Source organism: Bacteroides sp. ET489 (assembly GCF_030518095.1).
GTDB lineage: Bacteria > Bacteroidota > Bacteroidia > Bacteroidales > Bacteroidaceae > Bacteroides > Bacteroides ndongoniae.
Genome location: NZ_JAULLJ010000001.1, coordinates 133,224 through 150,009 on the forward strand (window position 1 = coordinate 133,224; position 16,786 = coordinate 150,009).

Sequence of the window (16,786 nt, forward strand, 5' to 3'; positions counted from 1 at the left end):
TGACCGCCTTGGGCTTCCGCCGCAGGCACCTGGCCGGAAAAGACGGGCAGACGGACACCCGTCCGCTGGACGACCGGGGACTGCTGCTGAACAACTTCAACTCGTCCGCGTTGCCGCCCGGCTACCTGCTATTGGAAAACGAACAGGAACAAGAGCGTGAAATCTGCCGCTTCACCGACGACGGGACGGAAACCGTGCTGCGCTCGCCCCTGCTCGACGAGATGGATGCCTGCCGCCGCGTGTTTGCCGACACGACAGACGGTATCTTCTACATCCCCACCGCCGAACGCACCTACCGCCTCAAGGCCGACGGCACCGCTTTGCCCGCCCTGCTCGTACCACAAGGCTATGCGCTGCTCCGCACGGACAGCACGCTCTACCTCTTTGCCGCCGACGGAGTGTACCGTTGCCACGGGGCTTCGGCCCAGCGGGTGGCACCGTTCCGCTTCACGGCACCCGACTACGGCGTGGAGGCCTGCGCCGACCGCAAGGGCAACATCTACCTGCACGACGCGCACAGCCTGTACCGTTTCAACCCCGATACGAGGAAGGTGGAGCTCCTGGTGGACGGCATCAACCTCATCCGGCAGATGTTCATCGACCGCGAAGGCAACATCTGGCTCGCCACCTACCAGGGCGTGTACAATTTCTTCCAACTGAACTTCATGAACCACACGCTGACCGACCACAACGACATCCTGCGCGCCATCGACACCGCCCCCGGGGGATTGCTGACAGTCGGCACACTCAATGGAAAACTGCTGGGCGGCCCTACGGCCCGGGAACTGCGCCCGCTGGCATATCCACGGAGCAAAGACAACTTCTTCCACCCCTATGCCGCCCGCATCGGCCACACCGCCTACCTGCTGGGCAGCGGAGGCGTGCTGGCCTGCGAAGGCAATCGCAGGCAATGGCTCGACTTGCCTATGCTCGACTACCGCTTCCTCTCCGCACACGGCGACAGCCTGCTCGTGGCCACCCGGCAGGAGCTGTTTGTGACCGATTCCCGGGGACATATCCGCTCCACGCACAAAGGGCTGCGCGGCATCTTTTGCGCCAGCCCCGACAGATACGGCAACCTGTACGTGGGCACTGCCTACGGTCCGGTGCGGATTCACGGGAAAGGACAGACGACCATCCACCAGCCAGAAGAGGGCATTCCTTGCACTGCCATGACCGCCACCCTGCAAGGCGAGATACTTCTGGCCTCGGGCGAGAAACTTTACACCGTGCGCAACGACTCAGCCATCCTGCTCCAGCACTACGGAAGTCCCATTCGCTCCATTTGCCAGACACGCGACGGCTACCTCATCGTGGCTGTGGTCAACGGACTGTACATCACAGAAAACCAACTATTGCAGACGATGTTCTTCAACCGCTACAACGGATTCACCGGCATTGAGCCGCTCATTGCCCATATCGCCGAGTCCGACGACGGCACCGTGTGGGTACCGTGCGTAGGCCAAACCGTCTCGTTCCATCCCCGCGACCTTGTGTATCAACACGCCGTGCCCCAGTTGGAGGTGGTCTCGGCCGAAGCCTCGATCGACAATGTAGACTGGCAACTCTTGCCCGTCCCCACCCGGCAGGTAACACTGTCCTATCCCGTGCGTCACCTGCGCTTCTCCTTCATTGCCGTGTCCCACTCGGCCACGGGCAACGTCTGCTACCGTTACCGGTTGAAGGGGCTCCAAGACCAGTGGTCGCAACCGCAGACGGCACGCGAAGTGCAGTTCAACAACCTCCTGCCCGGCCGCTACCGGCTGGAAGTAGAAGCTCAGATAGGCGTCATGACCTCGGCTCCCGTACACATCGACATATACTTGCGCCCGGCCCTGTGGCAACGGCTGTGGTTCTGGGCACTCATCGGACTGCTGCTGGCCGGCGGCATCTGGGCATCGGCCTATCACTATTACAAACGCCGGGAACGCATAAAGATGCACAAGCTGCAACGCGAGACCCGCCTGAACAACCTGCTGGTGAAGTCCATCCGGCTGAAGTCCATCCCGCACTTCAACTCCAACGTGCTGGCAGGCATTGAATACTTCATCATGAACCATTCGGTGGAGGAAGCCAACAAGTACCTTGCACTCTACTCCCGCTTCACCAACACCCTGCTGATGGATGTGGACAAGCCCTCGCGCTCCCTCGACGAGGAGCTGGAGTACGCCCGCCTCTACCTCACCCTGGAGCAACTGCGTTACGGCGAGAACCTGGCCTACGACATCCACACCGACCCCGACGTGAACCTGCACATCCAGGTACCCAACATGATGCTGCACACTTACTGCGAGAACGCCGTGAAACACGGCCTGCGCAACAAGCCCGGACGCGGACACATCCTCATTGAGGTCAAAGCCCGGACGGGAGGCGTCTGCGTCTCCGTCACCGACGACGGAGTGGGACGAGAAGCGGCGGCAAACCTCTCGCCCACTTCCACCAAGCAGGGACTGAGCATCATGGAGCAACAAATCGAACTCTACAACCAATGCAACGCCGAACACATCGTGCAGACCGTCACCGACCTGAAAGATGCGGACGGGAATGCCTGCGGCACGCGCTTCGAGCTATACATTCCTTATCATTATAACTATTTCTAAACCGAACTTGCACATGAAAAACTATCGTGCTATCATCGTCGAAGACGAACGACTGCCCCGCCTGTCGCTCATCCGCAAATTGGAAGACTACCATCCAGAAATCAGCATTGTGGAGAGTTGTGAAGACTACAGTTCGGCATTGAAGGCTATCCTACGTCACCGGCCGGACATCCTCTTCCTCGACATCCAACTTCAAGGACACACCACACTTGAACTGCTGCGCGAACTAAAGGAAGCCATGCCCCTGCCGCACATCATCTTCACCACGGCCTACAACAACTCAGAGTACCTGCTCCAGGCCATCCGCTTTGCCGCAGCCGACTACCTACTAAAGCCGGTGGATGTGTCCGAACTGGCCAAAGCCATCCGCCGCATCGAGGAACGCGACGAGCGCAATGCCCTCCCCTCCCAGCCGACAAAGCCTTCTGCCGACAAAGTTCCTCTCCGAACATTGAACGGTATGCTGTTCACCGGCAGGAACGACATTATCTTTGTGCGTGCCAACGGCAACTATTCGCAGGTCATCCTGACAATGGGTGAGGAAATTGTCCTGGAACGCCTGGGCACCATCGAGACCCGGCTGGGCGAAGCGCACTTCATCCGAGCCGGACGAAACCTGCTGCTCAATCGACAAAAGATTTATAAAGTGGATGTCAAGCATAAATCGTGCATTCTGCGCACGACCGATGGCCGTGAATACAGCGTGGATCTATCGGCTGGCGGAATGGAGTCGGTAGAGAAGTTCATTAAGCAGGGAAATGACGTGAAAAGCTGAACCAAGCCTTACCTGAACCGCGACGTATCCACCGCCTCGCGCTTCTTCTCCTTGTAGCCACCGAATTTCCAGGCAAAGGATAGGCCCACGCTGCGGAAGCTAGAGTACTCGTTTGTCACCCACTGGCGGGCGTAGCGTATCTGCGGGCAAGGCATAGAGGTCTGCAGGATGTCACGACACCAGGCAGTAAGCACGGCATTGCCGCCAAGGAAGGTGTAGCGCAGCGTGGCCGAAAGGTCGCCACACGTGGGAATGTCGTAGATGCCCTGTATGGCACGCCCTTGCAGACGTCCATCGATGGTCAGGCGAATGTCGGGCTTGCGACTCAGGGTGAAAGTGTTGTTCAGTACGGCGATGCCTAACAGGCGATGGCGGTCGAAGGGAAAGTCGTAGAAGTCACTGTCCTTCTGCCGCATCCACAGGCCGATGAGGGTGAGGCGCGAGTTGAGCCAACGCCCCGCCTTGAAGGGGACGGAGGCCTGGAGGCCGGCCTGCTGCTCGAAGTCGAAGTTCAGGTACTTGTACAGCTCCAGCAGCTCGTCGGGCGACTGGTAGAGCGTCTGCACGGCACGGTCCTTGGTATGGTTGAACCAGGCACGGAAGACGTACTTCGACTTCAGGACATAGGTCAACGAAGTGGAATAGTCAATGGCGGGCTTCAACAACGGGTTACCGTGTATCTCGCTGTATCCGCCACCCAGGTAGGAGATGACGTCCTGCACCGCCCAATAGCCGGGATAGCTCTTGTCACTGCTGAAGTTGAGCTGGAGGATGTGTCCGTCAGCAGGCAAATAAGTCAGATTGAGGACGGGATAGACGTCCCACTCGTCCCATACGGGTGTCTTGTAGCGCTCCACGGCCAGTGAGAAATCGGTCATCAGTTTCTGTCCGAAGGATTTGCTGAAACCAGCATACAGATTGAGCGTCTGCTCACGTCGGCGTGACTTGACGTCGTTCGGCAAAACTGATTCTTCATTCTTCATTTGTAATTCTTCATTCTCATACGTCTGGTATGAATGGTCCACGCTCGTGGTGTAGACTGCACCGTAGTTCAGCCCCCAGCCGTTCTTCAGCTGATGTTCCTGCGCAAGAAAGAACTTCCAGGCATTGATGCGCTGTCCGTCTTCGGTATAGAAGTCGAGGGCATCATCACCCATGCGGCTGTGCAGCAGCTGATTGCCCGGTGCGTTGTACCACGTAAACTCCACACCTGCCTTCAGTCCGATGGGTGTCTGATAGTCCAGACGGCCGTTGTGCAGCCACGAGGTCTGTCCGCTCAGGCTTTCGGCTGTCTGCGTGCCCGTAGAATTCTGCCGGGTGTGACTCGTCGCATAGGCACCGTTGTAGACAAAGCTCAGCGAATGGTTTTCGGCCAGCGTGTAGTCCGTGCCTAAGCGGAAGCTGTGAGTATGGCTGCGGCCACGCATCTCCTCGTAGTTATCGATGAGATGCGTCGAACCGTCGGCCTGCTGCCAGTGGCGGGCTTCCTTGTCGGTGGTGTTAAAGCTTTCGCCGTGGGTGTGAGAGTAAAGAAAGTCGGCCGAGAACCGATGCCCGTTGTATAACAAGGAAGCACGTTCCTCGAACGAGGCTTCATGCTCCTGATTGTATTTTCCATAAACTTCGCCCTGCATCACGCCCGGGTCGCCGATGCGGTGGCGCAGGCGGACGTTGATCATCGCTCCGCGTACCTGATAGCGGGCAGGCGCGTTGTACATCACTTCGACGCGTTCGATGCGGTCGGCAGGCAACGATTTCAGCAAGGCGTACAGCTGCGCACCGCTCATGTTGGTCACCTTGCCGTCCAGCACGATGGTGACTGCCTGCATGCCCAACGTCAGTGCACCGTCCTGCTCCATCACGCCGGGCAATTCTTTCAAGGCTTCGTAAACGTTATCCACCGGGCGGTCTTTGATCATCCGCGGCAGGTCGTACTCCAGCTTACCGGCCGAAGCCTTCACGACGGGGCGTTCGCCGGTCACCATCACCTCGGGCAAATGCCGGTAAAGACTGTCCATGCGGGCATCGCCCGTCAGGATGCTGTCGGCCGACAGCGTACGTGTGTTTTCTTTTTCCAGATTCTCCTGGGCGGAGAGCGGCAGAGCCAGCAACAGACAGGCCGCCGATGCCAATAGGTTTTGTCTCTTCATTCTTTTCTTCATTTTTGTACTGCATGATACATCACTCCGAAGTCCGGCCGCCAGTGTCGCAGACAAGGAGCGGTGTATGCCTGCACCCAGCCCTTCTTCCTCATGACCTTAGAGTACAATCATCCGGGATGATTCCCCCAATCAACCGGGATGATTCCTACCATCAACGGGGATGATTGTATCCTTCTGCCGTTCTTTTCGGTGGCACAAAGATAGACAGAGACAAATAAAGCCCGCGTTATCTCAGGCTTATGAAGTCTTATCAAGTGTTATCGGATATAGTAAAAGACGATAAAGTCCTATCGAACCGGTTACGTCCAGTGAATTAGTTCTTCCAAATCACTTTTCAGAAAATCCTCCAATGATACACCGGATGTTCCCACTACAAAGGAACGCTTCGGATGGAAAGCCTTTACAAACTTGGGAAGTCCACTGTTCATTCCTCTGCGGCCGCTTTTTACTTCAATGGCAATGCATTCTCCTCCGTTCACGATAACAAAATCCACTTCATCGGTTCCTTCACGCCAATAATACAACTGATATTCCAATTCCTCGGCCATACTCAGCAGATAAGCCCCGACCGCACTTTCCACCCATCGGCCCCAAACCCTCGGGTCAATTCGATCCTTTTCAAAAGTTCGTCCCTTATAAGCTGTCATCAAGGCATTGTTATATACCTGATATTTGGGAATCGAGTTATATTTACGAGCATCATCCTTGGCATACTTCTGCAAAGCGGCCAGTAAAGAGCATTGATTCAAGATTTCCAAATACCCGGCCAACGTCGTCACATTACCGGCATCCTGCAACTGCCCGATCAGTTTGGTCAACGACAGAACCTCTGCAGAATATCCACATCCCAATTCAAAAAGCCGCTTCATCAATGCAGGTTTATAGATATTGGAAGTCATGATAACATCCTTCTCGATAGCGGGAGCCACAAGCGAATCCTTCACATATTTCTTCCAGCGCCGCTCGTCTTTTATCAAATGGGCCGGACCGGGATAGCCTCCAAAGTAAATATACTCATCCAATGTAAAACCGAATGCTTCCTGCATTTCCAAATAACTCCAATGCCCTAACCTTATCAATTCGTATCTCCCCGCCAAGGACTCTGTAAGGCCTTTCTTCAACAACAGACGCGAACTGCCCAGAAGCACCACCTTCAAATTCAACCCCATCCGGGTATCCTCATCCCATTCTCTTTTAACGGCATCACTCCAGTTGTCAATCTTCTGAATTTCGTCGATAACCAGCAGAAACACTTTTTCCTTGCGAAGCTGCATGGTTGTGCGGGCAGACTCCCACACCCGCCTTATCCAATCCGTATCTTTGGAATCTACCCCATCAGCCACTTCCATCATATAGGCCAACTCTATCTGTCTGAGTACCTGACTGACCAATGTTGACTTTCCGACTTGTCTCGGTCCGGCAATTACCTGTATGAATTTGCGAGGCTCTTCAATACGTTCCTTCAGCGTATTATATTGTTTCCTAAGATATTCCATTATATAAAAACTTTAAAACCTACCACTGAAATGTTCAAAAGTAATCTTGAAAATGTTCAATTCTCATTCCAAAAATACGCAAATACGGTAATTCGTCCAAACTATAGGGAACAAAAAATCACACTTCCTCCGCAATCTCCTTCAGATACTGCTCTATCTTCTGGAAGAACAGCGAAAGGTGAGAGCCATCGACAAAAGCATGGTTCACATAAATGGACAACGGCATCACCAACCGGCCTTCGCGGATGACGGCCTTGCCGGCAGTCATCAAAGGGTAGTTGCAGGCATTGCCCGCTTCGGCCAGCGTATAAGTAACGGATGTGAAATACATGCCGGGCACGGCACTCAGATGCACCACGTCGTAGTCGCCCTGGGCCATCAGCGTCTTCTCGGCACCATAGGGGTCACCGTCGGGCGGGATATTGGTAATCAGTTGATGGGCTTCGGCATAGAAATCGGAAAAACTTTCGTGATAAGGAATACGCAGGGTGAAGAAGGTACGGCCGGGCACAGCAATCGGTGTAATGATGTCCACACGGTCGTGAAAGACAACCTGCTTCTGCTTGTCGATGCGGTAACGCAACTCATCTACTTCGTTGGCAGCACGTACCACAGCATACAGGTAATAGAGAAAGAACGACTGCCCCCGGCGTTTGGCTGCCGCACGGGCTTCGGTACAGTCGATTTCGGTAGCCACAGCATACCACGAACTGACAAAGGTCTCAAAGAAACGATAGTTGTCACGACGGACCCAGGTATCTACATCAATAATATGTTTCATATATTCAGCAATTTTAATTCGGGCAACAAAATTAATACATACAACCGAATATAAGAAGAAATCCAGCCACCGGCCTACCGAAAAAGAAGTGTTATTTAGTCTTACCAGACATCGGGAGATAAAAAGGAAGTGCGTATCTTTATCCCCATGAAACTGCCCTCGAAATACATCGCCCTGCTCGTCATCCTCTCGCTGACGGGCATCTTTGCCTATCAGGCCTACTGGCTGACGGGCCTCTACCGCACCATGCGCACCGACCTGGAACGCAACATCACGGAAGCCATGCGCATCAGCGACTACAACGAGATGCTGGTGCGTATCGAACGCCTACAGGAAAGGAACAGAGAGCATGGCGAAGTCTCCATCTCCACTGGTTTTGACGACGAGGGCAAGCAGTTTGTGCGGAGCAGCACCGTGCTGCATCAGGTATCTGACACTGTGATAGAGGGCTTCACCGCCCGTAACGATACGCTACAGCGGATAGAGACAGATACCGTGCGCCCCGACGCCATGCTTCATGCAAAGGAAGGGCTTGACATGCTGCTGCGCAACCAACGCACCATGACCGGCATGGCCATTTACCTGCAACGCGGACTGCACTCGGGGCTCGACATATTGAGAAGTCCCGATTTCAGTGTATACGACAGCCTGCTCAACGCCCGCTTGCATGAGATGAATATCCCCATACGCTACCGCCTGCAATACCTGTACTCTGGCTACGACGCCCAAGACCGCTGGGTCTATACCGACACCCTGGCTACGGGCGGCACTCCCGGCTATGTGCCCGGTCCCAATGCCGTCAGCTACCAATACGCCTTCTCCTCTTCGGAACACGACGTCTATCGTCTTACCACCGAACCGTTGGGCGGCCTCGTGTTGCGGCAGATGGCAGGCATACTGATAACTTCGCTGGTCATCCTCCTCATCCTCGGCTTCTCCTTCTGGTACCTCATCCACACCATCCTGCGGCAGAAGACGCTGGAGGAAATGAAAAGCGACTTTACCAACAACATCACCCACGAACTGAAGACACCCATTGCCGTGGCCTATGCCGCCATCGATGCCTTACTCAACTTCCACCAAGCTGACGACCCCAACAAGCGCGAACGTTACCTGCGCATCTGCCAGGAGCAGTTGCAACGCCTCGGCGGGCTGGTAGAGCAGATACTTTCCATGTCGATGGAACGACGCAAGACCTTCCGCCTCCATTGGGAAGAAGTACACTTAGCTACCCTCCTGCCCTCCCTCGTCGAACAGCATAAGCTGAAAGCCGGCAAGCCTGTCCACATCACGCTTGACATCGTTCCCGAAGACCTGACCGTACCTGCTGACCGTACCCATCTGTCTAACATCGTGAGCAATCTGCTGGACAATGCCGTGAAGTATTCACGCAACCAGGCTGACATTACCGTCCGTTGCAGCAATCATACAGCCACAAACGGACAAGTATATACAGAAATCTGTGTCAGCGACCACGGCATCGGCATTGCCCGCGACCGCCTGCCCCATGTGTTCGACAAGTTCTACCGTGTACCCACCGGCAACCTGCACGAAGTGAAAGGCTACGGCCTCGGTCTGTTCTATGTGAAGACAATGGTAGAGAAGCATGGCGGTACGGTGGAAGTGAAAAGCGAACCGGGGAAAGGAAGTGAGTTTAAAGTGAGATTGAGGGCAGGCAAGGCCTCACCCCCGACCCCTCTCCCAGAGAGAGGGAAGGAAATGGATGTATCTGATAATAAATATATATAATGAATATTATCCAACTTTTGATTAATACAAAAAACAGAAACAATAAAAATGATAACCAAAGATAGTAAACACACCCCCTCCCCCCTCTCTCAGGGAGAGGGGCCGGGGGTGAGGCTCGATAGTTCTATATCCGTCCTCCTCGTCGAAGACGAACAGACCCTTGCCATGATCATCAAGGACACCCTCGAAGGTCAGGGCTTCCTTATCCATACCGCTGTAGATGGGGAAGAAGGCCTGCGCCTCTTTTTCGAACTTCATCCCGACATAGTGGTAGCCGACATCATGATGCCCCGCATGGACGGTTTCGAAATGGTACGCCGCATCCGGCAAAGCGACCGCCGTACGCCTGTCATTTTCCTCACTGCCCGCTCGGCCGTAAACGACGTTGTCGAAGGCTTCGAACTGGGTGCCAACGACTACCTGAAGAAACCATTCGGCATGCAGGAACTCATCATACGCATCAAGGCACTGATGGGCCGTGCCTGTACCTACACAACAGCCGAAGTGGAAGCCCCCTCCCTCTACCCGATTGGCAGTTACCAGCTCGACATCCGACGTCAACTCCTCCTTCATGAAGGCGGCCAACAGGAACTGTCGCACCGTGAGACCGAAATACTGCGCCGCCTCTGCCAGAACCGCAACTGTGTGGTGAACATGCGCGACATCCTCCTCGACCTCTGGGGCGATGACTCCTTCTTCAACCAACGAAGCCTGCACGTCTTCATCACCAAACTGCGCCACAAACTGGCCAAGGACAAAAACATACGTATCATCAATGTACGCGGCATCGGGTATAAACTGATTACCCAATAGAAATGTCGCTAAGTCATCTTTCACGCAATATTGAAAAAACAGATAAATAGTCTTAAGACACGCGAAAGGGTCGGCAGAAAAGCATTATCTTTGAAGCAGACAAAATGTGTAGATAAAATGAAACGTTTTTTATTTCTATTCACGATCATTGCCTTGTACAGCAGCATGGCCTTTGCCCAAAACGAAGTGGCAACCGATACGTTGCGCCAGGAGACAGGCAACATTCCCCCTGCTGAAGAGCAACTTCTACCCGACGGAACCCGAAACTACGGAGGCTTCCTGATAGATATGAACAGCCTGATCAAAATGCCGACTCCCGACCTGAGCAAGTCTTTCAAGATTGTCATTCCCAATGCAAGCAAAGACTACAGCCAGCTATTCCGGCTCAATCCGGACGTCACCTACTCGTCGGGGCTTAGCAACATGTTCAGCAGCGGTTCGTCCTTCTATCTCAATCCTTTTGGTCTGAACTCTGTAGGCAGCCTGATGGACAACCTGCAAATGGGCAGCTTTAAACTGAAGAACGGCATGCGTATCAACACCTACGGCGAATACAACAAGGAAGGACGAAAGGTATTCAATCCTTCTGCCCTTCCCTGGGAAAAAAATAATTTTAAAGGTGCTTTCGAACTGAAATCGCAGGACGGTTCGTTCGGCTTCCGTATAGAAGTGCAGCAAGGACGAAACTCTCCTTACTGACCCTCTGCCGACACTGCTCAATCAAGCGATACCCGAAGTCCCATCTCGTAAGCGTTGCGCATGGCTTCGGGTTTTGCTTTTATCTCACCCGGATGCCATACCCCGCCACAGAACACGGTACCTTTCAGCATCGGATTTTCCAAACAGTCGAGAAATCCGCTGAAACTGTCAACGATGCGTTCCATAATCGAAGGATAGTCTTCGGCCGCGGTAGCGATAAAGTAGAATTCTTTGTTCTTCATTTCGGTATACGGACCGCAACAACGGTCTATCAGCGTCTTCATCTGCGCACTCATCGCATAAAAATAGACAGGAGTGCCCATTACAATCACGTCGGCTTCCAGCATTTTCTGAATCACTTCAACCGCATCGTCTTTCTGCGGGCAGGGTTTCTTTTCGTAACTGCACACGCTGCATCCCAGACAAGGGTGAATATTCTTGTCGCGCAAGAACACCTTTTCAACCTCGTTACCGCCTTCGATGGCTCCACGCATAAACTCATCACAAAGCGTATCCGAATTTCCTCTCCGACGAGGACTGGATGATAAAATCAACACTTTTTTTGCCATTGCTTCTATATTTTAATGATTATGATACATTCGTTTTTCCATCCGACCAGCATCAGACAGATCTGTTATCTCCTCCCTCCAATGCACAAACAACCGGAAAAACACCTTGCAAAATAAGGAAGAAAAATCTGTCAGCGCAACAAACTATTTACTGATTTCAGTACCAAAATTACAGAAGCGGGGGTATCAAAAATTAGCGGGACAGACTTTCCGTTATACTTAGGCATGGATTGCTCGCATTTACGGACCCAATCAGCTCCTCTGCAACCGTAACAAAGATAACAGAATCCGTAATAATGTTTATCCGGATACAGCCATAAGTCACTATTTTTGCCGGCAGATATGACAACAGAATGACACATGCTGAAGCTAAAAAACATATATGAGTGTAACCTATGCCTGGGAAGCCGGACCTTGCATCCCGAAATAAGCATTATCAATCTGTCGGACTCCTGCATGCAGCAAACAAGCATAAAGTTTGGAGTATATGCCATCATTCTGGCTGAGAAATGCGAAAAGAACCATTGCTGTTGCGGAAAAGGAAGCTGCGACTACTCGTATGCCACTATGATATTTTTGCCTCCCGAACAGACCTTCCGCATGGACAAGGAACACTCGCTTCCCTCGAAAGGTTATCTGCTCGTTTTTCAGCCCGACCAGTTCGACACATCACTGAGCAAACGAATCAAAAAATACTCGTTCTTCGACTACGCCAAGAGCGAGGCCCTGCACTTGTCCCAACGCGAAACCGAACAAATCGTATGCTGCCTCAGAAACCTCGAAAACGAGCTGCGCTATCCGGCCGACGTTCATAGCAGTGTCATCCTATCGTACCACATCGAGTTGATGCTTGAATATTGCACACGCTATTACGAACGTCAGTTCATCACCCGCGACAACCAGAACAAAGCCATCGTCTGCAAAACCGAAAGATGGATTGACCGCTACACCGAAGGCTGTCATCCGGATAAGATACAGGTCCCTCCTCCGGCCACCTGCGCCGCCACCCTGAAACTGTCAGCAGCCTATTTCAATGACTTGCTGAAGTTCGAAACCGGAAAAAACTGGAATGAATATTTCCAACTATATCTGCACGAAAAAGAGCAGACAAACGCCATCCATCACGCTGTAGGCTTAATCTAACGAAAGCGCATCATCGGGCATTCCCTGTTCTCTCCGATAAGCCTTCACCATCTCCAGAATAGCATCTCCGTGCTTTTCAACCCCTTTCTTGCCCATGTACGGAATGCACAGCAACGAGGCTTCATCAGTAGGCAGCAGGTTGCTGATTCCCAATATTGCTTTCTGCTGCAGCACCGTATATACCGGCATCCCCTGCTTGCCCGCTTCGGCATTGCGCCATGCCACCAGGCGGTTATATAGTTCCGGATGAAGAATATCGGCAGGCACATCGGCTTTTCCGCCTCCGGCAGCTGCCTTCTGCCTGCCTTTAGCCGCCTGCTTGCCGGCTGCCTGTTGAAGGTCTGTGATGGACAACAGTGCTTTCTGCTTCAGATACGGTGCTGTATGAAAACCCTCCTGAACGACAAACTTCAGCAATCCTGTTTTTTGCAATATACCTTCCACCAGTTCATCTGCTGCATCGCGCAGTTTTTTCTTCAGTTCTTTGTTGTCCGATTGCAGTATCAGGTTCTTCCGAAGTTCCTCCAGCGGCTGAAGCTGCTCACCAAAGTACAAGGCAGCCTGATGAATGCGTTCCTGCAGATGCTGGTCCGTCATATAATCGGCAGAGGCACCTACCAGACGCGTGTACTGCTGCTTAAACTTCTGCCCCACCATCACCACTTTTTCATGTACCTGCTCCACCACCTCTTTATAGGAAGCAAGCTGTTTGGGATAAAGTTTATACAAGTGCTCGTCTATCAGACGCACATACTTGCGCAAGCTTTGCTCCAGCGGGAAGAAGTCGAACAACCCCGTCAGCAGTTCCAGGAAATAAGCCTGTTGCAGCGTATGTACCCGCATCGCATCCGGACGACTGTCACGGGCTTTCAATGTAAAGGCTTCTACCGCCTCGTCATTGATAATGGCCCGTTCCGACAACGGAGCACTCAGCACCACGCCTTCCAGCGTGCGGCAACGACTCAAAGCCACATAAGCCTGTCCATGGGCAAACGATGCACTGGCATCAATCACCGCACGGTCGAAAGTCAACCCCTGACTCTTATGAATCGTGATGGCCCATGCCAGCTTTACAGGATATTGCTTGAAGGTTCCTTCAATGTCCTCGGTGATCTCTTTTGTCTCTTCGTCGAGCACATATTTCGCATTGGCCCATTCTTCTTCCTGCAATACAAAAGGTTGCGGATTCTCCAGCGTACGCACAACAATGCCCTGCTGCGAAATATCCGTCACTTCGCCGATCATACCGTTGTAATAACGGTGTTCGCCCGACGTATCGTTCTTCACAAACATGATCTGGGCATTCTTTTTCAGCTCCAGCAGTTCGTCGGTAGGATAAGAATATTCGGGAAACTTGCCATCGATGGTAGCACGATAAGTATATACCCTCCCGGGCAGTTGCTCCAGCTCGTGCTCATTGATGCGCTGTGCCTGATAGTTATGGGTCACCAGCCGGATGTACCCGTCCTCTTTCCGCGGATGAAAATCGGGAATATACCGACGGTTCAACGCATCGAGCACAGTCTTGTCGCAACGGTTCTCGCGAATGCGATTCAGCAGTTCCAGAAAATCTCCGTCGCTCTGACGGTATACTTTCTGCAATTCGATGGTGCAATATTCGGTCTGTTTCAGCGCATGGCTCGAAAAGAAGTAAGGCGTGTCATAGAACTTGCCCAGCAGTTGCCATTCGTCCTCTTTCACCACCGGCGACAACTGTTGCAAGTCGCCTATCATCAGCAGCTGTACGCCACCAAACGGTTTTGTCCGGTCGCGAAAACGGCGCAGCACATTGTCAATGGCATCCAGCAAGTCGGCACGTACCATACTGATTTCATCAATCACCAGCAAGTCGATGCTGCGCATGATGTTCAGCTTTTCTTTCCCAAAGCGAAAACGGTACGAAGCCTTTCCGTCGGCATTGAAAGACGTTTCGGGCACGTAAGGTGCAAACGGAAGCTGGAAAAAGGAATGGATGGTCACCCCTCCGGCATTGATGGCGGCTATCCCCGTAGGAGCCAGCACGATCATCCGCTTCGGGCTGTCTTCCTTCAGTTTCCTTAAAAACGTCGTCTTCCCCGTACCCGCCTTTCCTGTAAGAAAAAGATGAGTACCGGTATTTTCTATAAACTCCCATGCCAATGCCAATTCCTGATTCTGCTCCATGACCGTATGCGTATTTTCAATTGGGGGTAAAGATAAATAAAAAAGCCTATATTCCTACACCGAAAGAGGCACTTTACGATCGTAAAGAGGGAGTTTAGGGAGGGAAAGAGGGAGTTTAGGGATGCCCAAGAGGGACTCTTGACTAATGCTGTTCACAAAAAATCGTTATTTAATGAATGGAAAGTCTGATATTTTTTTCATTTATGCAGAAAATCTGCACAGTTTAAAGATAACTTTGCACTAAAAATAAATCAAATTCTAAATTTTAAATTTATAATGCGTATGAAAGAACTGAAATGCCCCAATTGCGGAAGTGTATTTTCCGTAGATGAAGCAGACTATGCTTCCATTGTTAGCCAAGTGAAAACACTGGAATTTGATGCTGAAGTTGAATCTCGCCTCAAAGAGATAATGAAACAAAACAAAATCCAGCAAGAAGCGGATTCGATGAAAATCAGTCAGAAATATCAGGAACAATTAAATTCAAAAGAAATCGAATTATCGAAAAAAGAAAACGAGATCGTTAAACTTCAAGCCCGCTTAGACAGCTTCAATCAAGCTAAGCAACTGGAATTGGAAACAGAACGTGCAAAAACCAATGAAGAAATTGTACGATTGAAATCGATTATTAAACAAAACGAAAGCAACATACAGGTTGCCATTCTTGAAGAGCGCAATAAAGTAAAAGACCTCATTCAAACAAAAGAAAATTCTTTAATTGAGTTGAGGAGTCAAATTGATTTGAAACAAAAGGAAGCCACCATCCGAGAAGCCAGCATTAAAGAAGACTATGAGCGTCAACTCAAGCAAAAGCAAGAACTCGTTGACTACTATAAAGACCTGAAAGCGAAACTATCGACAAAGATGATAGGTGAATCGCTTGAGGTTCATTGCAGTAATGAATTCAATCGTGTGCGTACAAGTATGTACCCCAATGCATACTTTGATAAGGACAACGATGCCAGCCATGGAAGTAAAGGAGATTTCATTTTCCGCGATTATATCGACAATATTGAATATATCTCAATGATGTTCGAAATGAAGAATGAGATGGACGAAACTGCCACTAAACACAAGAATGAAGATTTTTTCGCCAAACTGGATAAAGACCGGAGAGACAAAGGATGCGAATACGCTATTCTTGTTTCGCTGTTGGAGCCCGACAACGACCTGTACAATGAGGGTATCGTGGATGTGTCCTACCGCTATCCCAAAATGTTTGTCATTCGTCCACAATTCTTTATGCCACTGATATCCCTACTGACCCAGGCCTCAAAAAAGAGCATCGAATATCAAAAGGAGCTGATTATAGCCCGCCAGCAATCGGTGGATGTAACTAATTTTGAAAACAAGTTGAATGACTTCAGGGACAAATTCGGCTACCACTACCAACATGCAAGCGCAAAGTTCAACAAAGCGATTGAAGATATTGACAAAGCGATCATATCTCTTCAAAAAATGAAAGAAGATCTTATGAGCTCTGCAAATTATCTCAGACTTGCCAACAATGACACTGAAGCCCTTTCGATCAAAAGACTTACACGCGGCAATCCAACGATGAAAAAAATGTTTGATGATGCAAGAACGGTTGGAAGTGACAACCCATCCGACGATAACTAAATTAAGGTTAGTTACTCAAGTTTCGCAAATGCGAAACTTGAGCCTTAAGCACACATCCCAATTTGTTGACAAAATTTCACCAAACTTGTTTGCAAATTCTAAAAAATATTACGAATATTGCAAGAACTTTGTATATGTGCCTATTTATTAGGCAAACAGAGCCTCGAACCTGAATACCTCAGAGAAGAAATGAGGAAAAAGGTCGAAAATATGTAT

Annotated in this window: 12 protein-coding genes; 7 read left to right on the forward strand and 5 right to left on the reverse strand. The window is 51.2% G+C overall.

Annotated elements, in window-relative coordinates:
* The first annotated feature begins 239 nt into the window (after positions 1–239).
* Both Q3C19_RS00595 and Q3C19_RS00600 read left to right on the forward strand, forming a co-directional pair.
* Positions 240–2,600, forward strand: coding sequence for a triple tyrosine motif-containing protein (locus tag Q3C19_RS00595; protein ID WP_302726455.1), 2,361 nt, complete (start codon positions 240–242; stop codon positions 2,598–2,600).
* Positions 2,601–2,613: 13 nt separating this feature from the next.
* Complete coding sequence (locus Q3C19_RS00600) at positions 2,614–3,375, forward strand: LytTR family DNA-binding domain-containing protein (RefSeq protein WP_204505269.1); 762 nt, start codon at positions 2,614–2,616, stop codon at positions 3,373–3,375.
* An 8-nt stretch (positions 3,376–3,383) separates the two neighbouring features.
* Here Q3C19_RS00600 and Q3C19_RS00605 read toward each other — a convergent pair whose 3' ends face one another.
* The 3 genes from Q3C19_RS00605 to Q3C19_RS00615 form a co-directional block, all read right to left on the reverse strand.
* On the reverse strand, positions 3,384–5,525 hold the full coding sequence (locus tag Q3C19_RS00605) for an outer membrane beta-barrel protein (protein WP_302726459.1): 2,142 nt from the start codon (positions 5,523–5,525) through the stop codon (positions 3,384–3,386).
* A 311-nt stretch (positions 5,526–5,836) separates the two neighbouring features.
* Complete coding sequence (locus Q3C19_RS00610) at positions 5,837–7,033, reverse strand: ATP-binding protein (RefSeq protein WP_302726461.1); 1,197 nt, start codon at positions 7,031–7,033, stop codon at positions 5,837–5,839.
* Between the two features lie 118 nt (positions 7,034–7,151).
* Positions 7,152–7,814 (reverse strand): CatA-like O-acetyltransferase, encoded by a 663-nt coding sequence (locus Q3C19_RS00615; RefSeq protein ID WP_302726463.1) that lies wholly within the window; start codon positions 7,812–7,814, stop codon positions 7,152–7,154.
* 147 nt (positions 7,815–7,961) lie between these two features.
* Between Q3C19_RS00615 and Q3C19_RS00620 the strand changes: the two genes are divergently transcribed.
* The 3 genes from Q3C19_RS00620 to Q3C19_RS00630 all read left to right on the forward strand — a co-directional run bounded on the left by Q3C19_RS00620 (position 7,962) and on the right by Q3C19_RS00630 (position 11,075).
* Entirely contained in the window at positions 7,962–9,563 is a 1,602-nt protein-coding gene (locus Q3C19_RS00620; protein WP_302726723.1) for a cell wall metabolism sensor histidine kinase WalK, read from the forward strand.
* Between the two features lie 48 nt (positions 9,564–9,611).
* Positions 9,612–10,376 carry a response regulator transcription factor gene (locus Q3C19_RS00625; protein WP_302726465.1) on the forward strand — a complete coding sequence of 255 codons (765 nt, stop codon included), beginning with the start codon at positions 9,612–9,614 and terminating at the stop codon, positions 10,374–10,376.
* Between the two features lie 117 nt (positions 10,377–10,493).
* Positions 10,494–11,075, forward strand: coding sequence for an occludin (locus Q3C19_RS00630; RefSeq protein ID WP_071149757.1), 582 nt, complete (start codon positions 10,494–10,496; stop codon positions 11,073–11,075).
* Between the two features lie 17 nt (positions 11,076–11,092).
* On the opposite strand, the gene Q3C19_RS00635 is transcribed toward Q3C19_RS00630, so the two are convergent.
* Positions 11,093–11,644, reverse strand: coding sequence for a flavodoxin family protein (locus Q3C19_RS00635; protein WP_302726468.1), 552 nt, complete (start codon positions 11,642–11,644; stop codon positions 11,093–11,095).
* A gap of 360 nt (positions 11,645–12,004) precedes the next feature.
* On the opposite strand from Q3C19_RS00635, the gene Q3C19_RS00640 reads away from it, so the two are divergent.
* The gene (locus Q3C19_RS00640; RefSeq protein WP_302726470.1) at positions 12,005–12,787 is read left to right on the forward strand and encodes an AraC family transcriptional regulator; all 783 of its coding nucleotides are present in this window, start codon (positions 12,005–12,007) and stop codon (positions 12,785–12,787) included.
* Here the strand turns inward: Q3C19_RS00640 and Q3C19_RS00645 are convergent.
* Positions 12,779–14,950 (reverse strand): HRDC domain-containing protein, encoded by a 2,172-nt coding sequence (locus tag Q3C19_RS00645; protein ID WP_302726472.1) that lies wholly within the window; start codon positions 14,948–14,950, stop codon positions 12,779–12,781. The genes Q3C19_RS00640 and Q3C19_RS00645 overlap by 9 nt on opposite strands.
* A 282-nt stretch (positions 14,951–15,232) precedes the next feature.
* On the opposite strand from Q3C19_RS00645, the gene Q3C19_RS00650 reads away from it, so the two are divergent.
* Positions 15,233–16,570, forward strand: coding sequence for a DUF2130 domain-containing protein (locus Q3C19_RS00650; RefSeq protein WP_302726474.1), 1,338 nt, complete (start codon positions 15,233–15,235; stop codon positions 16,568–16,570).
* Positions 16,571–16,786: the final 216 nt, after the last annotated feature.